At 45.0% G+C, this 21,544-nt stretch carries 18 protein-coding genes and 2 tRNA genes; 3 read left to right on the top strand and 17 right to left on the bottom strand.

The features are described from left to right. Window positions 1-28: 28 nt before the first annotated feature. The 6 genes from BW947_RS14145 to rmuC form a co-directional block, all read right to left on the bottom strand. A complete protein-coding gene (locus BW947_RS14145) occupies window positions 29-2,161 on the bottom strand; it encodes a transglutaminase TgpA family protein (RefSeq protein ID WP_076500621.1) in 2,133 nt (710 codons plus the stop codon). Then, window positions 2,158-3,240: a DUF58 domain-containing protein gene (locus BW947_RS14140; protein WP_076500619.1), complete on the bottom strand. Its 1,083-nt coding sequence runs from the start codon at window positions 3,238-3,240 to the stop codon at window positions 2,158-2,160. Before BW947_RS14140 ends, BW947_RS14145 begins: the two co-directional genes overlap by 4 nt. 96 nt (window positions 3,241-3,336) lie before the next feature. After that, window positions 3,337-4,248, bottom strand: a complete 912-nt coding sequence (locus BW947_RS14135) for an AAA family ATPase (RefSeq protein WP_076500610.1) — start codon at window positions 4,246-4,248, stop codon at window positions 3,337-3,339. A 184-nt stretch (window positions 4,249-4,432) separates the two neighbouring features. After that, window positions 4,433-5,137 (bottom strand): EAL domain-containing protein, encoded by a 705-nt coding sequence (locus BW947_RS14130; protein WP_076500608.1) that lies wholly within the window; start codon window positions 5,135-5,137, stop codon window positions 4,433-4,435. Window positions 5,138-5,375: 238 nt separating this feature from the next. Further along, complete coding sequence (locus BW947_RS14125; protein ID WP_076500606.1) at window positions 5,376-7,301, bottom strand: transglycosylase SLT domain-containing protein; 1,926 nt, start codon at window positions 7,299-7,301, stop codon at window positions 5,376-5,378. Window positions 7,302-7,391: 90 nt separating this feature from the next. Then, window positions 7,392-8,945, bottom strand: coding sequence for a DNA recombination protein RmuC (gene rmuC / locus BW947_RS14120; RefSeq protein ID WP_076500604.1), 1,554 nt, complete (start codon window positions 8,943-8,945; stop codon window positions 7,392-7,394). 235 nt (window positions 8,946-9,180) lie between these two features. Here rmuC and msrP point away from each other — a divergent pair, with 235 nt between their 5' ends. Then, window positions 9,181-10,215, top strand: coding sequence for a protein-methionine-sulfoxide reductase catalytic subunit MsrP (msrP, locus tag BW947_RS14115; RefSeq protein ID WP_076500602.1), 1,035 nt, complete (start codon window positions 9,181-9,183; stop codon window positions 10,213-10,215). A gap of 43 nt (window positions 10,216-10,258) precedes the next feature. After that, the gene (gene msrQ / locus BW947_RS14110; RefSeq protein WP_076500591.1) at window positions 10,259-10,906 is read left to right on the top strand and encodes a protein-methionine-sulfoxide reductase heme-binding subunit MsrQ; all 648 of its coding nucleotides are present in this window, start codon (window positions 10,259-10,261) and stop codon (window positions 10,904-10,906) included. A gap of 163 nt (window positions 10,907-11,069) precedes the next feature. Here msrQ and gloA read toward each other — a convergent pair whose 3' ends face one another. Next, a complete protein-coding gene (gene gloA / locus BW947_RS14105) occupies window positions 11,070-11,480 on the bottom strand; it encodes a lactoylglutathione lyase (protein WP_076500589.1) in 411 nt (136 codons plus the stop codon). Window positions 11,481-11,954: 474 nt separating this feature from the next. On the opposite strand from gloA, the gene BW947_RS14100 reads away from it, so the two are divergent. Beyond that, window positions 11,955-12,212, top strand: a complete 258-nt coding sequence (locus BW947_RS14100) for a hypothetical protein (RefSeq protein WP_076500588.1) — start codon at window positions 11,955-11,957, stop codon at window positions 12,210-12,212. Window positions 12,213-12,224: 12 nt separating this feature from the next. Here BW947_RS14100 and nth read toward each other — a convergent pair whose 3' ends face one another. The 10 genes from nth to BW947_RS14050 form a co-directional block, all read right to left on the bottom strand. Next, entirely contained in the window at window positions 12,225-12,866 is a 642-nt protein-coding gene (nth, locus tag BW947_RS14095; RefSeq protein WP_076500586.1) for an endonuclease III, read from the bottom strand. Window position 12,867: 1 nt separating this feature from the next. Beyond that, complete coding sequence (locus tag BW947_RS14090; RefSeq protein WP_076500585.1) at window positions 12,868-13,566, bottom strand: electron transport complex subunit E; 699 nt, start codon at window positions 13,564-13,566, stop codon at window positions 12,868-12,870. After that, a complete protein-coding gene (gene rsxG, locus BW947_RS14085) occupies window positions 13,559-14,197 on the bottom strand; it encodes an electron transport complex subunit RsxG (protein WP_143562256.1) in 639 nt (212 codons plus the stop codon). The genes BW947_RS14090 and rsxG overlap by 8 nt, the downstream gene beginning before the upstream one ends. Window positions 14,198-14,252: 55 nt before the next feature. Further along, window positions 14,253-15,302, bottom strand: a complete 1,050-nt coding sequence (rsxD, locus tag BW947_RS14080; RefSeq protein WP_076500583.1) for an electron transport complex subunit RsxD — start codon at window positions 15,300-15,302, stop codon at window positions 14,253-14,255. Between the two features lie 26 nt (window positions 15,303-15,328). Next, window positions 15,329-17,785 carry an electron transport complex subunit RsxC gene (gene rsxC, locus BW947_RS14075; protein ID WP_076500580.1) on the bottom strand — a complete coding sequence of 819 codons (2,457 nt, stop codon included), beginning with the start codon at window positions 17,783-17,785 and terminating at the stop codon, window positions 15,329-15,331. Further along, window positions 17,779-18,408 (bottom strand): electron transport complex subunit RsxB, encoded by a 630-nt coding sequence (gene rsxB / locus BW947_RS14070; protein ID WP_076500577.1) that lies wholly within the window; start codon window positions 18,406-18,408, stop codon window positions 17,779-17,781. Before rsxB ends, rsxC begins: the two co-directional genes overlap by 7 nt. Window position 18,409: 1 nt before the next feature. Continuing rightward, window positions 18,410-18,988, bottom strand: a complete 579-nt coding sequence (gene rsxA / locus BW947_RS14065; RefSeq protein WP_076500575.1) for an electron transport complex subunit RsxA — start codon at window positions 18,986-18,988, stop codon at window positions 18,410-18,412. Window positions 18,989-19,113: 125 nt separating this feature from the next. Continuing rightward, a complete protein-coding gene (locus tag BW947_RS14060; RefSeq protein WP_076500572.1) occupies window positions 19,114-21,018 on the bottom strand; it encodes a bifunctional diguanylate cyclase/phosphodiesterase in 1,905 nt (634 codons plus the stop codon). A 205-nt stretch (window positions 21,019-21,223) separates the two neighbouring features. After that, window positions 21,224-21,299: transfer RNA gene (locus tag BW947_RS14055), tRNA-Asn, on the bottom strand. Between the two features lie 51 nt (window positions 21,300-21,350). Beyond that, window positions 21,351-21,426: transfer RNA gene (locus BW947_RS14050), tRNA-Asn, on the bottom strand. Window positions 21,427-21,544: the final 118 nt, after the last annotated feature.

Here is a 21,544-nt window from a genome sequence, read left to right as displayed (position 1 = left end):
AGCTTAAACCTCTAAATACTCGCGAGTGTTAGGCTAGATTGAGCTTAGCTCGCACCTTCGCGTTAAATAAGTACCTATTAAGTTGTTTTACCGCCATTTTAAATTCGCTTAAATGCCGTTGATAGTCCTCAGCGGGTAACGCTTGGTATTTCAGTGCCACATAACTTTGCGTCATGGTTTGAACCAGCGCGCAGAGTTTTGGTGCACTGTGCTGGTATTGCTCGATTATCTGCTGGGAAAATTGATTGGGACCATCACTGTCATTGCGTTTAATGCCATGGCGGGCAAGACGATTACAGACGAGTTGGTAGCGGTTACTGATGGGGTCGCCCTGAGTATTAAAATGTAATAGCCCTGCACTGTAGGCGATATAAAGCACGATAAGGCCGATACACAGCCCCATAAATAGTGCAATTTTAGTGTTAGTCACCTTGCCTAAAATCCCGCTGAGCACTTGCTTTTGTTTATCTTGGTTGAAACCGAGCACCCACACACTCCAGTAGTAATCTATGCTGGCAAAACGCTGTCTTAACTCGTTAAGCCAAGGCATAGATTTAAACCGTAGACTACTAAAAGGGCTTGCTTGCAGGTAACTTTGCTCTGGGTCAAACTGAGCGTCAAACCCTTGTTCGATGCGTTCGGGCGCCACCATCGCGGTCGGATCAAAACGCACCCAACCTTCACCTTCAAGCCAAACCTCTGTCCATGCATGGGCCATATATTGATAAACGCTGTAGTAACCCGCCTGTGGATTAAACTCTCCGCCTTGATAGCCTGTCACCATACGTGCAGGTAAGCCCGATGCCCGCGCCATAAAAATAAATGCTGCGGCATAATGCACACAAAATCCGGCTTTATTTTCAAATAGAAAATCATCCACTTGCTGCGGTCCAAGGGGAGGTGGCGTGAGCGTATAGAAAAAGGGTTCACTATTGAAATGGCGCATCATGGCCGACAATCGTGGCTTAGGCTCGGGATGTTGCATCTTAAACTGTGCTGCCAGTGCCCAAGTACGCGGATTACTATTACTCGGCAGCTCGAGGTTAATCTGTCTTTGTTGCGCTGAGAGCATGAGATCCATCTTCGCCTTGGGCCAAGATTCAACTTGATAACTCATGCGTTGGTCGACATTACGCAGGGCTAATAGCCGATAGTCGGGTAGATTGGCCACATTATCATCTTGGCTATAGGCCACATCCAGACCAAATAACCACGGCTGGTGGCTCGGCTCAGCAATCACTTGGTAACGAATGCTGTGGCTATTATCTTGCGCAGCATTTTGAGGCTTGCTGCTTATAAAAGTAGGGTTATTAATCATCAACGCGGGGCTGGGCCGTGATGGCGGAAACTGCAGCGCCTCTTTTTGCAGCTTTTTAATTTCTGCATCTTGGCGCCAAGTGACACCGTCATAGTTTTCCATTACTAGGGCGCGCCAATATAACTCGGCATTGGTGGGGGTTGCATTGGAAAGCCCCGCCCTAAAGGCAAGTTCGGTCGAACGGGTGAGCTTGCCGATATCACCAATAGCTAGATTATCGGACAGACCCGTTTGTGCTTCTTTCATGTTAGGCACTGACCAGAGCGGCGCAAATCGCGGTAACACTAAAAACAACAGCAGCGCGAGAGGCACACTCTGCAGTAAAAATTTACCACCGAGCCAAGCTGTATGTTTGAAGGAGTGTTTATCTTGGTATAACGTCACCAGTACGCAAGTGTTGATTAGCGTAACCACCAGTAGATGCATAGTGCTCAGTAGGGATTGATGATCAATAAATGTCAGCGCGATAATAAAATAGCCCGCGAGCACGACAACGCGCACATCCCTTTGATTACGCATTTCAATGTATTTTAAGGCATAACCTAAGAGTAATAGATTCACTAGCGCATTCAGTAAGCCAATTTGTTTTGAGACTAATGCCAATGTGGTGACGGCGCCTATTGCAAGACTGGTTACCAGAAAACGCGGCGGCTTTGCCACTTTGCCGACATAAATACCTATGCGCCACAGCAAACAAATCGCGCAAATCCCTAACGTCCAAGGCGTGGTTTTATCAAATAATGGGCTTAATACAGCGATATTGGTGATCAATAACCAAAAGAGTGTATGACGGCCGATATTTTCGCCGATTTGCGGTGTCGTGCTGTTGGCAAGTAATTTCATGCCTGTTCCCTCGAGATAGGGATATGACGCTTCTTGCTGGTGGCTTTATCTGTTTTATTCGAGTCTGACGACTCATGTGGGTAATGAACAGCTGACGGCGCTTGTGGATACAAGGCGAGGGCTTTTTGACAGGCGATCCTATGGTTATTGCCGATAGCGGGCGCAATCAGGATATCCTCGCCCATCAGCATGGGTAGGTGTAAACCGAAATACTGCTCGAGTTGCGTAAGTTTATTAACTTGCCAGCTTAACTGACTCAACTGGGTTTCGAGCCGTTTAGCATCGGGTCTGAGCCTTAACCAAACAGGCTCGCCTTGGGGCTGTTGAAATTCTTTACTGAGCATGCCGCGCCCTTGCGCCCATTGTTTCCACGCCACTTGCTTAAGGGATTCACCGAGCACATAGGGTTTAAGGCCTTTAAATTCATCGATACCCGCCACATGTTTACCCGCAAGTAACAGCGGATCTTGCTCTGATTGAACATTGTCTGCCTCAAGTTGTAACGGCGCTTCCATTGGTTTTGCAAAAACTAAGTGGCTAATGGCTAAATCGACATGGGACCATGCGCGGCACAGCCCTAAGGGATAAAAGGATTCAATTTTGAGCCGCCCCGGTGACATATTTCCCCGTTGATGATACTCAAAAGGCACCAGCGCTTGCTGTTCATCGGCGTTGACGTTTTGCACTGTATAAGTGCGATTATGCGGATAGTTAAGCTGGATACTATGGCTACTGTGATGGGTACTAATGAGGACGGGAAAGGTTAATGTTTCGCCCGCATAAGCTTCTGGCGGCGTCATGGCGCGTAAATGTAGGCCAGCCAGATTTTTATAACTGTAGAGAATACAGGTATTAAACAGGCTTAAAAGTAAAATACTGAGGCCAATGACTAAGTTATTTTGATAGTTAGTACCAAACAGATATAAGAGTAAAATCAGACTAAGCCAAACTAAGCCAAAACCGCTCGGCAAAATAAAAATGCTGCGATGGCTTAAGATGATTTCAGGACTCGGTGGTAAGCGCCTTACTAACCAACGCTGCCAAATCGGGGCTAAAATTGTAACCGCCAGTCGTTTCACGCTTGCATCACTTCCTTATTTGAATAGCTTACCCAAATGCCTTGGTTTATTCGTTTAATGACATACTTTAGCGATATCGTTTATCACAACGGCTCGCTACATGATGGGATTCACGCTGGCAAGGATTAGCTCAGATAACGCTTCACCCTGTAATTGGCTACTGGTTCTCAGTCTGTGCTCCGCCACGCAGCAAAATACCGCTTGTACATCTTCGGGGACTAAATAATGTCGGCCCTCTAAAAAAGCCCATGCTTTAGCGGCTTGCAATAAAGCTTTAGTGGCGCGCGGTGATAAACCCACACTGTCACTTTGGCTGCGCGAAAAAGCGACTAAGGCCAAAATGTAATTTAGCAGAGCATCGGAAGCGCTGACTTTGTCGCACTCTTCTTGCAGTTGCATCAAGGCTAGTGGTGCCAGGCACTGGGGCAATTGTTCTAAGGTCAAGTGGTTATGATTACTCTTAAGCATCGCAAGCTCAGCGTCGTGGCTTGGATAGCCAATAGATAGACGCATCATAAATCTGTCTAGCTGCGATTCTGGTAGCGCAAATGTACCCGATTGATCGGTGGGGTTTTGCGTTGCGATGACAAAGAATGGATTGGGTAATCTGTGGGTAATGCCATCGACGGAAATTTGTTGTTCAGCCATTGCCTCGAGCAAAGCACTTTGTGTTTTAGGGCTGGCGCGGTTAATTTCATCGGCCAAAATCATTTGCTTAAAAATCGGCCCGGGATGAAAGATAAATTGCGCCTGATGTTGATCAAAAATCGACACGCCAAGAATGTCTGCCGGCAGCATATCACTGGTAAATTGGATCCGCTGGTAACTCAAACCCAAGCTTTGGGCTATAGCATGGGAAATACTGGTTTTACCCATGCCAGGTAAGTCTTCAATCAATAGATGGCCACGGGCGAGAATACAGGCTAATGCAAGCCGAATTTGCCTAGGTTTACCCAGTAATACTTGTTCAAGTTGTTGTAGTAATGCGCTGATCCCAGATTGTGTCACGGGCGACTCCTAATACATTTGAAAACGCTGCTGAATGTATATGTGAAAGCAGACAAGCTTTACCACTATGGCGGATAGTTGCCTGCTTATCCAGTGGCATTTTTGCAGTGAAATCAATTGCTCGACTGAGTGAAGTTTAGGCTTGAGTGTGCTGGTGGCGCAAAACCAAAGGACAGCGGTCGATCTATGCAAGACACAGCGTTTGACTGCTGCTGGGGCGAATAAACCAAGATTTAAACAAAAAGCCTTGGACTAAGTGGACGCCGATGTCTCGCGCAAATGCTAAGTGAGCTTCAGTTTCTATACCTTCTAGAATGCACTTCTTATTGGTTTGTTTGGCAAAGTTAATCAGTGCTATGAGTAATTGGACTCCCTCAGGATGCGTGATGTGGGTTAACCAATGGCGATCGAACTTGAGATAATCCACGTTCATCATCAGATCGACACACAGCAAGGAGTGGGGCGCGCCAATATCGTCTAGCGCTACTTTGATATTCGCTTGTTTAAATTGGCTGAATAGTTGATTAGCAAGCATGGCATCGTTAACACAGGTATTTTCAATGATCTCGACCGTGACTTGCTGGTACTGTGATAACAGCTTTATAAGCTTGGCAGTATTTGGCCCATCGACGGCATGGGGATCGACATTAATAAAAATACGCTGCTGGTGGGGCGCATGGGCGAGTTGAAATACCTTGGCTTGATATTCAACCGCGGCGAGCAACTCTATGGATTCATGCAGTTGCTCGAACACTATATTGGGTGCAATCGCATCGCCATTCGGTTGATAAAAACGCGCTAAGGCTTCATAGCCGTCGATAGTAAACGTATGGGGATCGACAAAGGGTTGGTATTCGCAGCTGAGCGTTAACAAACTAAGGTTAATCATGGGCCTAATGGGAGTATTAATGCATTAATACTAACTATTCGCATTTAATGCCTTTTAGTGCAAACAAATTTACGAGAAAACGGCGTGATTGCTGAATAATTATTCGCTTTGCTAATTATTTGAATTTAGTGAACATCATTAAGAGTTTTTGGCGGTTAAAGTGTGAGCATTACGCTAAGATATGCTGAAAAGTAGGAACTCGATACTGCTGAGCATCGAGTTCCTTTTATGCCGCGAGTTAGTAAGCAAACTTCAGTTCAGCTTCGCTGAATAATGGCTGCGCTTTTTGCTCCTGCGCCTCATAAATCAATCGATAGCTGAGGACGGCTTGCACATATTCACGGGTTTCGGTAAACGGAATCGCTTCAATAAAGCCCATAGCATCGAGTTTACCGTCTGAGTTCGCTAACCAGCGACGCACTCTTGATGGCCCCGCATTATAGGCTGCGGTGGCGAGGATACGGTTTTGGTTAAACTCTTTTAATAACTGCGCATAGTAAGCACTGCCAAGGTTGAGATTAAGCTCGGCACTATAAAGATCTTTTGGATCGCTATATTTTGCACCCTGCTTTTTAGCGGTTGCTTTGGCCGTAGCAGGCATAATTTGCATTAACCCACGGGCACCCACGCCAGAGGTCGCATAAAGGTAGAAGGCGCTCTCGCGGCGACTAATAGCACGAATTTCATCGATGTTCACTTTGTGCTTTTTACTGGCATGTTCAAAGCCTTCTTGGTGTGCCATAGGGAAACGTAGCGGTATATCATCCCACAATTTACCTTGGATACTGGCTTCAACGCCAAAGTCGTACCAACCTTTCTCGTGGGCATAACGGCCGTAACGGGCTCGCATAGTGTTGTCACTGCGTCTGAGTAGTGACATCCATTCGTAGCGCGCATCAAAATAACGATCGAGCGCCATTAATTCTTGCACTCTAACAAAGCCTATATCGTCAGTTAACTTTTGGCTGTTAGCATCAACAACGGGCTCGGGGCTTTGATTAAGCGATACCGGTTTATTTAAATACTGCGCCGCGGCAAAACCGTAAAAATTACGTTCATTACTGATACTGGCAAGTGCCTTGGTGGCACTTTCTGGCGCATCCTTGGCATTAGTACGATAGAGCCAATATTGCCAACGTTCTTTAGCTAAAGTTTCGGGTTGTAACAGGTTCAAATATCGCGCAATGCTGCGCATATCATGATCGCGAATCGCCCATCTTAAACGACGCTCAAACAAATCGTCATTTTTTAGCGTGGCTATTTCGGCGTCGGCATAGTCTTTATGGTCATCATCTTGTTCTATTAATACACGGCGAACCAAATATTTATCTAATTGTTCAGCTTGAGCTGGCGTGAAACGATGGGATTTTTGATACCGGGTATACAAATTGATCGCTTGATCGAGATCTTTACGAGCAAGGCGTTTTAGTCCTGCGGCAACAATGTCACCAACAATGGGATTTTTATCATTAAATTTTTCGGTATGGCGCAGGCTATTAGGATCTTTAAATACGGCGACTAAGCGTTTTGCTTCGTTAATGTGGGTGGTGATTTTTTGTGATAAATAACTCAGTAGGCTTGTTTCTCCAGCTTCAAAACTCAGCATCATCCGCGCCCAGACGACATCTTGCGTACGTTTACCTGCTTTGGTCCAAGTATTAAATAGCGGATCACATTCCTTTGGTCGTGAACCACCATAAACCCACAGAGATTGCGCGGCAGCATAGGCGGTTTTAATATCGCCTTGTGCCAGTTTTGCCTCATAGAAGTAACATTGCAGGCGAATATCGGCGGGGGCTTCTTGAGCAATAGTCAGGTAGTCAGTCCAACGATTTTGGCTACCAGCATTGTATAAATATTTAGACCTTAACCTGTTGTACATAGGCGTGGTCTCATATTTTTCAATTAATGATTTAGCCGCAAAACCAGATAGACCATTGAGATTACCAATATCAATATCGTGGTCTAAATAGATTGCCAGCGGGTAATCACCGAGTTTTGCTCGCAGAGGTTTATAAACTGCATAGTCTTGTTTTTTTAATGCTTTCTCAGCTTCTATAAAGGTTTTTTGCGTTGATGTTAGCGCCAGTGCAGCAGGGGCGTTGAGTGCGCCTGCAAGCAATATTGCGCTAGAGATAACCACATTCATAACGGCTTTGCACATGGCGCATTTGCCTCCGGGCATTCAGGTTGAATCGATATTTCTGCATCGATTCAAGATAATTAGTCTGTATGTTGTTTATTCAGCAGCGCATTAAGCGGGTTCAACTTCGGTATTGCTGCGCTCTGGCTGCAAATTGGCATCAAGCTCATCGTCTTGTGTTTCATTATCATCTTGGGCTTCATTGAGCGCTTTTTCGAGCAGCATTTTATCTAGTTGTTTACTGGTATCGACACCAAGTTGTTGCATTAAATGGGCTTGGCGTACAAGGTTACCTTTACCCGATGACAACTTGTTCATCGCACTGTGATAGGTTTTTTCGGCGTTATCTAAGGCGCGGCCGAGTTTTTCCATATCTTCAATATAACCACATAACTTGTCGTAAATCCGGCCCGCTTGCTTGGCAATGGTTTGCGCGTGTTGATTTTGATATTCGTAGCGCCAAATGTTGTTAATGGTGCGCAGGGCCACCAATAAATTGGTTGGGCTGACTAACATAATATTCTGCTCAAGTGCAAAGTTCACTAGGCTAGGATCATGCTCTAGCGCCAGTAAAAATGCTGGTTCAATCGGAATAAACATTAACACATAATCAAGGCTCTTAAGCCCATGAAGATGTTGATAATCCTTTTGACTCAATCCTTTAATATGGCTGCGAATTGAAATCACATGTTCGTTAATCGCCTGTTGGCGCAGGGCTGGATCTTCGCTATTGAAATAGCGCTCATAACTGACCAGCGACATTTTAGCATCGATGACCACATCTTTATTTTCCGGCAGATGGACAATGACATCCGGCTTAAAGCGTTTGCCGTTATCGTCTTTTAAATCTTGCTGGGTATGGTACTCATGGCCTTCACGTAGGCCACTTTCTTGCAATACGCGATCGAGGATTACTTCACCCCAGTTGCCTTGCTGCTTGTTATCACCCTTAAGCGCTTTAGTCAGGTTGATGGCGTCTTGGCTCATCTTAAGATTGAGATCCCGCAGGTGCTCAAGTTGATGTTTGAGGGCGCTACGCTCTGATTGTTCATGGGTATAAGACTCACGAATTTGTTGTCTAAACCCTTCAAGCTGTTGTTTTAATGGCCCAAGCACACCTTCAAGTTGACTGGCATTTTGGTGCTTAAAGTTTTCACTACGTTCTTCAAAAATCCGATTGGCGAGGTTTTCAAATTGGGTCTGGAGGCGTACTTCAGCCGATTCGAGACTGGCAATTTTATCCTGCAGTGACTCTTGCTGGGCATCGGCTTTAGCTTGAATCGTTTGTTGCATGGCATTGGACTTAGACAGCGCGAGTTGGATTTCTAGCTGACGGCGCTGATTGTCATTTAATTGCTGCTCTAAAGTAGGAACGCGTTCGGCTAAGGCTTCGGCTTTACCTAATTGCTCAATTTTAAGCTCGAGACGCTGTTGGTATTGACGTAATTGCGCTTCTTTGTCGTCGAGCAACACTTGCTGCTGTGCCAAGGATAATTCGGCATCTTCGTTCACTTGACGCATTTCTTGTTCAAGTTGGTTTTTGTGTTGTTGCCAGCGTTGGCGTGTGAGCCTTTGATTGAGTAGAGCACCCATTAACAGACCTAAAAAGGCAACCGCGAGAAGGCCGATGATATCGGCAACAGAAAAAGATTCAAAAAATGGCATGTTCAATAGCACTCCTTTAGCATTGACGCCTAGGTTCGCATGCTCAATAACAGGCTTCAAGCCCTTTAAGCAACTATATCTGTGCTTAATGCCTGAATGAGCAAGTCTTATACGTTTAAAATGAAATTATTTACGGGTGGAAATTTTTTAGGGCTTTTACCTGTCTATATATGCAAGTAGCGACGGGGTTGATTACGACTCGATAGCTTAAATTATTAGATTGCAGAGGTGTCAATTGGCTAAAAACTCCCGTTTTACTTCAGGTATTCTCAAAAAAGCGCAGTGGCACATGCAAGATAGCCAAGTGACGCCCGAAGCAGTGTTTCGCTCGCGCAGGCAAATAGTCAAAGCGATGGGCCTCGGTGCCATTGGCGCCAGTGTGCCAGGTAATGTGCAAGCTGGATTATTTGATTTATTTGGTGAGCAGCCAAAATCTTCCTTTATTACTACGCCACTGACTTTTCAAACCAATAAACACTACGGTGACACCGATGTGTTAACCCCGTTTGATAAGGTCACCCAGCACAATAACTTTTATGAGTTTGGTACGGACAAGCAAGATCCCTCCAATAATGCCCAAGGCTATAAAGTCGATCCTTGGCAATTGCGTATTGAGGGTGAAGTCGAACGGCCCATGACCTTAGATTTCAATGATCTGACAACTATGTTCCCGCTTGAGGAGCGTAACTATCGTCTACGCTGCGTTGAAGCGTGGTCTATGGTCGTTCCTTGGGTGGGCTTTCCCTTGGCAGCGTTATTAAAAAAAGTTGGCGTCACTAATAAGGGCAAATATGTTGCTTTTGAAACGGCCTTTGATCCCGAACAAATGCCGGGCCAAAAGAGTCGATTAATGGGCGGGGGCATCCATTACCCTTATGTTGAAGGGCTCACGTTAGCCGAAGCCATGAACGACTTAACCTTAATGTCGGTTGGTCTGTACGGCAAAACCCTGCCACCGCAAAACGGTGCGCCCATTCGCTTAGTGGTGCCATGGAAATACGGTTTTAAGAGTATTAAATCAATTGTGCGGATTCGGGTGATGGATAAACAACCGCCAACCAGTTGGAACCAGCTTGCTTCACATGAATATGGATTTTATGCCAACGTTAATCCTGCGGTGGATCATCCGCGCTGGTCACAGGCGACTGAGCGCCGCATTGGTGAGGGTGGATTATTTTCTGCCACCCGTATCGATACCCAACCGTTTAATGGTTATGGCGAGTTTGTCGCTTCGCTTTATGACGGCATAGATTTGAGGAAAAACTATTAATGATGTGTTTGTTGTCTCGTTTGCAGCTAGGTGGGGATTATCTATGTTGAGACTAACCCCTAAGCACTTATTTTGGCTAAAGGTGATATTTCATTTGTTAGGTTTACTGCCTATCGGCTATTTAGTGTTAACTGTGATATTGGGCCGTGCGGGCGGCGATCCGGTGCAGCATATTATTCACTATACAGGCATAGGCGCCTTAAATGCGTTAGCCGCGACTTTGCTAATTTCACCGATTGCTAAGCTGACAAAGCAAGGGCTATTGATGCAAACCCGCCGCTTGGTGGGTTTATACGTGTTTGCCTATGCAACCTTGCATATTGTGGCGTTTTTCAGTTTAGATCTACTGTTTGCTTGGGGATTATTGTTTAGTGAAGTGGTAAAACGGCCGTACATTTTAGTGGGTGCAGTAGCTTATCTTATCGTGACAGCTTTGGCGGTAACCTCGTTTAACGCCTTGATGCGTAAGATGGGACGTCGTTGGCAAATTTTACACAATGGCGTGTATTTGGTCGCTATCTTAGCGCCAATTCATTTTTACTGGTCGGTAAAATCAGAAATCATCGAGCCGAGTTTGTATATCTTGGGTTTTAGTGTGTTATTGCTGTGGCGCATGCCTTGGTTTAAACGCAGGTTTAGCCGAAAAGGGGGAAATAATATGGCGCAAAAGGTGAGTGGTGTTGCAAAATAAAAATGGTTCTAAACTAATGGCGGGGCGTAGCTTGAGTCATTAATCCTGAACGAGTTTTACGAGTTTGAATACCAACGCGAAATATGCAGTATAAAAACAAAAATGCCGAAATTAACTTTCGGCATTTTTATTATTCAGTTTTATTCTCAGTGAATAGGGCGGTTTAACCTAAACCTTGTGTTATTGATTTCATTTGAATGAACTCAATTTTATAACCGTCTGGATCTTCAACGAATGCAATCTCAGTGTTACCACCTGCGACAGGACCTGGGGCGCGAGTGACTTTGCCACCGGCTGCGGCAATCGCAGCACAACGGGCGTAGATATCTTCATCGCCTATGGCTAAATGGCCAAAACCAGTGCCTAAATCGTACTTGTCGGTGCCCCAGTTATAGGTCAGTTCCACTACGGCTTGGCCGGTAGATTCTTCACCGAACCCTACGAAAGCTAAAGAATATTTGTATTCTGGATTTTCAGAAGTGCGAAGGAGTTTCATACCAAGCACGTGGGTATAAAAAGCAATACTGCGCTCTAAGTTACCGACACGGATCATAGTGTGTAATAGTTGTGACATAGGGTTCTCATGATAAATAAATTACCCGTCGAGTATATCAAAAATGCTTCAATGGATGATGGAAAATGTCGTTTATAGCGAACTTTATTATGCTTGACTCGATTGAGCATAGGGGCGTACCGTTTATCTGTTAGATTGATTTTTTAACGTATTTTGACAAGAGAATAGCGGATAAATTGGTAGTCGCTCACAAAATACAGATCCATATATGGGTTTTTGTCATGGGCTTGATGATAATGTCATCAAGCCCACTAGGAGAGTAAAAAATGAGTATCGAACTAAAAATGGCCTTAGGCACAACGGTTGTGGTCGCTTTATTTTTAAGCGCGTTCTTCGTTTCACTTTTTTGATGAGTTTTACAATTTTTTGCTAAGCTTGTACCCCGTTAAACAAAAAGCCGCATTAGCGGCTTTTTGTTTATCTGTGATTTAATACGATTGTATAATGCACGTAAAACTTAACAGGGATTTGAAGATGTTGTTTAGCAAAACTGAAATAGCATTAATTGCATCGGCTAAGCGAAAAGTACAGATGGCACAGAAAGTGCGGTTAGCTGTGATTGCATTAGTTGTGCTGGGTACTGGGCTGACGATATCTGGTTTGTGGGTTAATGAGTTCGCTATTTATATGATCTTTGGACTCGTAGTCTTTGCAGTGGCCTTGCCACAATTTGGGCAAGGGCCAAAATATGAAGAGTTAGTCAGCTTGCTCGAGAAAAAAAGCCAAGGTTAACTCACTTGAGGTTTATTCATCAGGATAAATTTTATCTTTAAATTCACATAAATCTTCAATGATACAGCTGCCGCAGCGCGGTTTACGGGCGAGACAAGTGTAGCGTCCGTGTAGGATAAACCAGTGATGCACATCGACTTTAAACTCAGCAGGCACGACTTTTAGCATTTTATCTTCCACTTCGACCACGTTCTTGCCGGGCGCGAATTTAGTGCGATTGGCGAGGCGGAAAATATGCGTATCGACGGCGATCGTTGGCCAACCAAACGCAGTGTTGAGTACCACATTAGCCGTTTTGCGCCCAACGCCGGGGAGTGATTCTAGCGCTTCTCTATCCTCTGGTACTTCACCATGATATTTCTCAATTAAGATCTCACACGCTTTGATGACATTGACAGCTTTGTTGTTATATAAGCCGATGGTTTTTATATATTGTTTTAAACCATCCACCCCTAGGGCATAAATACTGCTGGGAGTATTAGCAACCGGAAAGAGCTTATCAGTTGCCTTATTCACACTCACGTCCGTTGCCTGTGCCGATAAGGTCACAGCGACCAAAAGCTCGAAGGGGCTAGAAAAATTGAGTTCGGTCTCAGGTTTTGGATTGTTATCGCGAAGACGAGTGAGAATTTGAATGCGCTTTACTTGGTTCATATTAGCTAACCTTAGTAATCCGTGCGCGGGTAACACTTGGCTCAGTAGCGACTTCTGGCTGGCGTTCCTTAAGTTTTTTATCAATCACATTTTTGAGGGCAATAAGTAATCCCATGATGATAAAAGCGCCCGGTGGCAGCATCGCCAATAGGAAAGGCGTGTCTACTTGCCATAGATGGATAGTTAACGATGTTGCCCAAGGACCAAGTAATAAATCGGCACCCTCAAACAGCGTACCTTGACTTAATATTTCCCGCGTAGCGCCCAGCACTGTCAGCACTAAGGTAAAACCAAGCCCCATCATTAAGCCATCAAAGGCGGCACTAAAAGCATTATTGCGTGAAGCAAAGGCTTCGGCGCGGCCAATGATAATGCAGTTTGTTACAATCAAAGGCAGAAATATCCCCAGTGATACATACAAACCGTAGGCGTAGGCGTTAATCAGTAATTGTACAGTGGTAACAAGCGCCGCAATGATCATCACAAATACAGGAATACGGATTTCTTTCGGTACATAATCGCGCACCAAAGACACCAATATGTTAGAACCTATCAGCACCAACATGGTAGCGATACCTAATCCTAGGGCATTAGTTATCGTGGCGGTCACTGCAAGCAATGGACACAAACCTAAAAGTTGCACTAGGCCAGGGTTATTTTTCCACAGGCCTTGCCAAGCGATTTCGCGATAATTAGTCATGTTTGGCCTCACAATTCAATGGCTGGCTGAAAATTTGCGCTTGGTTATTATTGAAATACCAGACGGCATTTTTTACTGCTTTAACATAAGCGCGTGGGGTGATGGTTGCGCCGGTGAATTGATCAAAATCACCGCCATCTTTTTTGACTAACCATTGTTTATCATCTTGCGAATCTAACCTTTTACCGACAAATTGACTGACCCAATTGGATTTACGTAACTCGATTTTATCACCTAAACCCGGTGTTTCTTGGTGGGTTAAAGTACGAACACCTAATACTTCACCTTGGGTGTTAACCCCAACAATCAGCTTAATATTACCGTTATAGCCATCGGGCGCTATGGCTTCAATGGCGATAGCAACCGGCTTACCCGCCATTGTTGCAATGTAGGCTGGCATGGGATTATCAGTGCCTAAGGCTTCTTTATCTAACAATAAAGTACATTGCGCCGTGAGATCGTTATCGTGCATCTCATCGGGAATTAATTGATGTAAGACTCGCATTAACTCTTGCTGTTCTTGTTGCGTTATTTTGTCGGCAGTTTGCTGATTCACTACAGCGACTAAACCTGTACAAATCAGGGCAAACAGTGCCAATAAAAACCCATTTCTAATCATCGGATTATTCAAAACGATTTCCTTAAACTCTTGTTACTCACGCCGTCATGTATGTTCGATAATGACGTTAGCCCGCAGAGTGGCCATAGGCCCGTGGCCGCACATAATAGTCAATAAAGGGCGCACACAGGTTTGCCAGTAATACGGCAAAAGCAAAGGCGTCAGGGTAACCGCCTTTGGTGCGAATGATATACACCAGCACCCCAATTAAGGCGCCAAAGATAATACGGCCGCGAGGGCTGGTTGCTGCTGTGACGGGATCGGTGGCGATAAAAAACGCCGCTAACATGGTCGCACCAGAAAATAAATGTAACACAGGGCTGGCTTGTGTATCAGGCGACAGTAAAAATCCGATACTAGATGCTACAAACAGCCCTAATAAGACGCCAGTGCTGATGTGCCAGCGGATAGCTTTAAGCTTGAGCAGCACTAAACCGCCAGCAAGATAAGCTAGATTCACCCAGAACCAACCTACGCCTGTGCTGCCATCAAAAATCGTTTTAGTCATACTTTCAGTACTGGTTAATCCCATTGATAAATCGGTTTTGAGGGTATCAAGTGGCGTGGCCATGGTGGTGCCGTCAATGCCTAAACGGAATTGATTAATGTCAATGTGAGCACCAATATTGAAAATAATTTGCAGGCTATCGATAACGCTTGGCGAGTTTAACGCAACGCTACTGGGCGCAATCCAAGTCGTCATTTGCAGTGGAAAAGACACTAAAAGTAATACGTAAGCCGCCATCGCCGGATTAAACAGATTATGGCCTAAGCCACCATAAAGGTGTTTAACAATGATAATGGCAAAAGCTGCGCCCATCACTATCATCCACCAAGGCGCAAGAGGGGGAATAGCGACGCCAATTAAGATGGCGGTGAGCATGGCACTGTTATCGCTTAAGCTTGCCTTGATGTTGCGTTGGCGAAGTCTCATTATCATGGCTTCGCAGCTTAAAGCGACAATAATTGCCAGTAATACTTGGATGAGAGTGCCCCAGCCAAAAAAGGCACATTGCAGCACAATTCCTGGCAGTAAACATAAAATCACCCGTTGCATAACGGTTGAGGTATGCAGGTTGTGCGTTACATGGGGTGATGAGGCAATTTTAAACGCCATCGTGATTCCTTTTTATCATTCTATTCTCAGTCATTGCCAACACTTGAGTCGCTTGACGTTGTGGCTTCATGGGCGAGCGCCGCTTTTTTGGCTTTTGCCTTGGCGATGGTTGCCGCAATTCGCGCTTTTTTAAGTTCTTCGCTAGATAAAGGCGCCGTTTCAATGGGGTTTGTAGTGGGCGCAGCAGAGGACGAAAGAGTCTCGGCTTTCGCTACGCCGCTTTCAAGCGTGTTTTCTATCGGCGGCGTATTCACTTTAGTTTGAACATGCTCAACTGACTCAGATTTAACTGCAGGCTCGGATTTAACGGCTGACTCAAGGTCAGGCGCTGTTGCCATTAATGCCGCTTTCTTCGCTTTAGCGCGCGCTACCGCTGCGGCGACTTTGGCCTTTTTAATCGTTTCAGCATCATCAATATCTGTAGCGGCTTCAACATCAGTACTCGCATTGATTTGTGCGCCAGAAGTTGATTGCAAATCTGGAGTAACGGTTTGGCTTAAATCATCTCCAGTATTAGCTTGTGCTTGTTGAGCGGCTTTTTTTGCCTTCGCGCGGGCAACGGCAGCCGCTACTTTGGCTTTTTTATCTGTATCCGCAGTGGGTTGCGCTGCGCTGGCGGCTTCACTGGTTTCACTGGTTTCAAGCGGCGTGTTATCGAGCTGCTGTGCGGCCTTTTTGGCTTTGGCGCGGGCAACGGCAGCAGCAACTTTTTCTTTTTGAGTTAACGGCGCTTCTTGCGTTGTTACGACACTTGTTGCCGTTGGTGCGTGATTAGCTTCAACATTCACTGCATGGCTTAGGTCTGTATCATCGGTATTAGCTTGTGCAGCTTTTTTGGCTTTAGCCCGTGCAATTGCTGCAGCAACGGCTTGGTTTTTAGGCGTTGCTGTCGAAGTCGTCGTTTCTACCGTATCTATGCTTGGCGCTGCATTTGATGGTTGCGCTGCGGCAGCTTTTTTTGCTGCGATACGCGCCATGGCTTCAGCGACAGCATTTTTGTCTGTGCCTGTCATGGTGGCTTGTCGGCGCTCAGCGGCTTCTTTAGCCTTAGTTTCGCGGGCGATTTTTTCTTCTTCAAGACGCATTAAACGAGCATCAAAACGTTGCTTGGCGCGTTCTGCTTGTTGTTTTTCATCGGCGCTGTGTTTTAGGGCCGATTTTGCAATACGATAATATTCGACTAAGGGAATATCACTTGGGCAGACGTAACTACAGCAACCACATTCAATACAATCCTTTAGATTGAAACTGGCGGCCTTGTCGTACTCTCCGGCTTTGGCGTGCCAAAATAGCTGTTGTGGTAACAAGAGTGCAGGGCAGGCAATAGCGCATTCGCCGCAGCGAATACAGGCTTTTTCCTCTGGCGTAGTCCCAATTTCTTGACTACTTGGTACCAAAATACAATTGGTGCCTTTTAAAATAGGTACTTGGATATTCGCCAATGCGTGACCCATCATAGGCCCGCCAATAATCACTTTTTGCTCGGGCTCAGGGGTAAACTCAGTCGTGGCGAGTACGTGTTCAACGGGTGTCCCTATGGGGATCCAGTAATTGCCTGCTTTACCTACATTTTTGCCCGTTACGGTAACGACTCGTTCAATTAAAGGTTTGCCTTGGGCTACTGCTTGATAAATAGCAAATGCAGTACCCACGTTATGAACCACTATGCCGAGTTTGGCAGGGATTGCGCCCGAGGGTACTTCGCGACCAGTAATTATTTGTATAAGTTGTTTTTCGCCGCCAGAAGGATATTTAGTCGGAATGACGGTCACGCGAATACAGCCTGCAGGAAGACCGCTTTGCATCACCGCAGTTTGCATAGCGTTTATCGCTTCGGGTTTATTATCTTCAATCGCGATAATAATGCGTTTAGGCGTTAATAGCCGATGAATAATGCCAATCCCCGCGAGGATATCGTGGCTGTACTCACGCATTAATCTGTCATCGGCGCTGATATAAGGCTCACATTCGACGCCATTGATAATGACTACATCAATCTCACTGACCGGATTGAGTTTTATATGGCTTGGAAACGCTGCGCCGCCCATTCCTGCAATACCAGCAGAGCGAATTTTATCGATCATTTGTGGATTGCTGAGATTCTCAAGCTCACTTTTGGCTAGCTCGCACCAAGTGTCATTGCCGTCGGCTTTGATAACGCAAGTGTTAACGGGTAAAGCCGAGGCATGATTACTGACCCTCGGCTCAATCGCAACAATTGTGCCCGATGTGGGCGCGTGCACAGGTAAGTGCCAAATAGAGGTGCCTTGAGTTAACGCTGCGCCCTTTAATACTTTATCGCCAACCTTGACGATTAAAGTGCAGTTTTCGCCTACTTGAGGGACGGGCACTAAAAACGTCGAGGCCAATGGCAGTTGCCCAATTGGCGTGGTATTGGAGAGGGATTTGACTTCAGGAGGATGTATTCCACCGGGTGAGCGCCAAAGGGTTCCTTTATCTAATTGATCTAATAAAGTTAACACCGCTTATCCTCTTCTAACTGGGCTTTTGGGGCCATCGTATTTTTAGCCGTAGCATCTTGAGCAGTGCCGTCTTGAATCATCGTCACTGGAATGGCATTTAAACGCCAATCCCAATTTTTAATATTCTGGGTCACTGGGATCATATCAATACAATCGACAGGGCAAGGTTCAACACATAAATCACACCCAGTACAGTCGGTTGTCAGTACTGTATGCATTAGTTTACCGGCACCGATAATGGCATCGACAGGACAAGCTTGAATACACTTAGTGCAGCCAATGCATTCGTCTTCACGAATATAGGCGACCTTTTTAACTTGCGATTGCGCTTCGGCGTTGAGTGGCTCGGGATCAACCCCCATTAAGCTGGCGAGTTTTTCCATAGTGGCAGTGCCGCCTGGAGGGCATTTGTTGATTTTTTCGCCATTAGCGATGGCTTCAGCGTAGGGACGACAACCGGGATAACCACATTGGCCACACTGAGTTTGCGGTAGAATCGCTTCGAGATCCTCGACAATTGGATTGCCTTCAACCTTAAATTTAAGGGCGGCAAATCCGAGGATGATCCCAAAGACTAAGGCTAATAGGGTTAATAATATTACAGCAATTAAAATTCCGGACATCTTACTTAACCAATCCTGTGAATCCCATAAAAGCGAGGGACATAAGGCCTGCGGTAATCATCGCAATCGCGCCGCCTTTGAAGGGTAAGGGCACATCAGCTGCCGCTAAACGCTCACGCATTGCCGAGAACAGAATTAACACTAAGGAGAAACCCACCGCAGCACCAAAACCGTAGACTGCCGATTGAATAAAATCGTGCTTCTCGTTGACGTTAAGTAAGGCCACCCCGAGGACTGCACAGTTGGTGGTGATAAGCGGCAGGTAAATCCCTAAAGCGCGGTGTAGCGTCGCACTGGTTTTTTGTACAACCATTTCAGTAAATTGCACCACAACGGCAATTACTAAAATAAAGCTCATCGTACGCAAGTAGCTTAAATCAAAGGGTAGTAATAAATATTGATTAACGAGATAACTCAAAATAGAGGCTAAAGTCAGCACAAATGTGGTTGCCATACACATGCCAATAGCGGACTCCAATTTACTGGAGACCCCCATGAAAGGACACAAGCCTAAGAATTTCACTAAAACGAAATTGTTAACCAGCACTGTACTGATCAACAGGAGGAGATATTCGGTCATCTCAATACTTTTCTAAACGGATCTTAACGGTATTATCGACTTTTCCGTTTGCATAAACAACATATAGAATGCAGGGTTAAATACCTTTACTGTAAATTTTGGCGATGAATTAACCTATTGAAGTATTAAATTCGATCTGGGATTGTCATGGGCTCTGGCTGAGCGATGTAATAACCTTGCAAGCCATCGACAAGCATTTTCTCTAAGATCAGTTTTTCTTCTTGGCGCTCAACACTGGTCGCGATAACGCGAATGCCTATACGCCTTGCAACATCTACCATCATACGAACGAAGAACTTATTATTGCTATCCTCATCAATGTTAGCGGTGTAGCTGCCATCAAGTTTAATGTAGTCAGGGCGCACTTCACTGAAGAATTTGAAGGAGGTAAAACTCATGCCAAAGCGTTCAATCGACACCCGTGAACCGACACTATGTACCTCGCGAACAAATTTATGACTCGCCCCTAAGTTGGATTGCATGCCTGATTCATTAATCTCAAATACTAAGCGTGATGCTATGTGCTTTTGGTTACTTAACCTATCTTTTAACCAAGCGATAAACAGATCTTGATGGGCTGAAAATGCACTGATATTAATGCCGAAATGACCTGAAATCGCTGGGTTTTCCTTAAGTATTTGTAATACGCTGATCACTACTAATTTATCTAGCTCAGTGCTCATGCCATGGCGCTCTGCCATCGCAATGACGGTCGTAGTGGGTAACATCTTACCTTCACTGTTGTAAAATCGTGCCAGTAGCTCGCGGTAAAGCTCTATATTGGTATGACAGGGTTGAATCGGTTGCTGGTAAAACTTTAATGCTCGTCGAGTCACTAAATCATTGAGGGTTGTTTTCCACCTATCATCGCCAAGCTGTTCATTAACAGCGAGTTTTTCTTGAATATGATAACTATTAGGGCCTAGTGTCTGGGCTATGCTGACGGCAGTATCGGCGATGGTTAATAAATTTACTGCATCTGTACCTTGTTGATAAGGAACTAGCCCGATATGGGCGACAGATTCCAACTCAGTGACTTGTAGATATTCATCAAGATAAACTTTTAATTGGTCTAAAAATTTTGGAGCATCCTTGAGCATGATGTCAGGGATAAACACTGCAAAATCAGCACTCGATACTCGAAAACACTCAGCATCAGGATATTTACTGCAGGCTTTACGGATGCTGGTTGAGATTTTGATTAAATAATCATCGCCCGCTGTACGCCCTTGTTTTTGGTTGATTTGCGCGAGCTCAGTTGCCTTAACCATTGCCATTATGCCCAATTGAGGCATATCTGGAGTGCTAATATTTTCTAGCTTTTGGGTAAAGCGTGGGCGACTAGCAAAGCCTGTTACAGTGTCTTGATAAGCCGCTTTTTGCAGTTTCTCATTTTCTTGGTTGAGTTTATCAATTTGTACTTTGAGTTGAGAGCGGCATTCTTCAAGTGATACAGCAATGGGCTTTAGTTCACCGGAGAGTTTTGATGAGGCAACGGCTGAAAAGCTTAGATCAGGTATTTTTGAAATATAATCAGCAGCATAGCGTATAGCCGTTTTCTGCTTTGACATTAATAACACAAATACAGCAAGTAATAGGAGGTAGCTGATTAAGAGTATAGCGCCAAACATTTCAGTCATACTGATGGCTGTATCTATGGCTTGGTTGGTACTGAGTTTGACCTGTAAACGACCCGTGGCTAATTTTTCTGTGTGGCTGAGATCAATTAAAAAAAGGCTCGAAAAAGGGTGGGTATGCTGGCTGGTTAAGCTGCCTTCGGTATGGTTTTGCGAACCATCGGTGTCATCCACATACTGAAAAAACTGGAATTGGTAATGTTCACTGAGTTTTTTGAACAGCTCTACGCCATTACCCTGCCATTGTTGATATTGGGTTAAGCTGGTTTTAAAGCGAGCAAGCTCTTGTTGCTGTTGAAATTGTAATTGACTATTTTCGCTTTGATATACCCAAGCAAAGAGACCTAAAAAGATAATCAGTAAAAAAATGGGATATGATTTTGAAATAGCCATAACAATCCGTTCTTTATTTAGGTGAGTTTGAACCGCACAAGTTTAAGCGAAGGGGGCTTAAATCGTTATTAGTGTGCAAAAAGTCATCCATTAATTTAATCGTGGACAGTAGTGTAACTGCATTTAAACAAAAACAAAATGTTGGTTATAGTGATTTTACAATGTGACGACAAGAAGGGGATTATGTAAAGCGTAGAGCCATGAATGGCTCCCCTGACTGGACTCGAACCAGTGACATACGGATTAACAGTCCGCCGTTCTACCAACTGAACTACAGGGGAATTGATGGTGCGATATACTATCGACTTTTTTAAAATATACCATTTTTAAAATGGCTCCCCAGACTGGACTTGAACCAGTGACATACGGATTAACAGTCCGCCGTTCTACCGACTGAACTACTGGGGAATAGAATATGCGATATTGCTATCGACTTTTGTTATCAAAAATACTTACCTACTTTAAATTGGCTCCCCTGACTGGACTCGAACCAGTGACATACGGATTAACAGTCCGCCGTTCTACC

The sequence above is a fragment of the Shewanella morhuae genome (genome assembly GCF_900156405.1).
In the GTDB taxonomy this organism is placed as follows: domain Bacteria; phylum Pseudomonadota; class Gammaproteobacteria; order Enterobacterales; family Shewanellaceae; genus Shewanella; species Shewanella morhuae.
The sequence above is the reverse complement of the archived record's forward strand: the minus strand, read 5'-3'. Positions and strand labels throughout refer to the sequence as shown.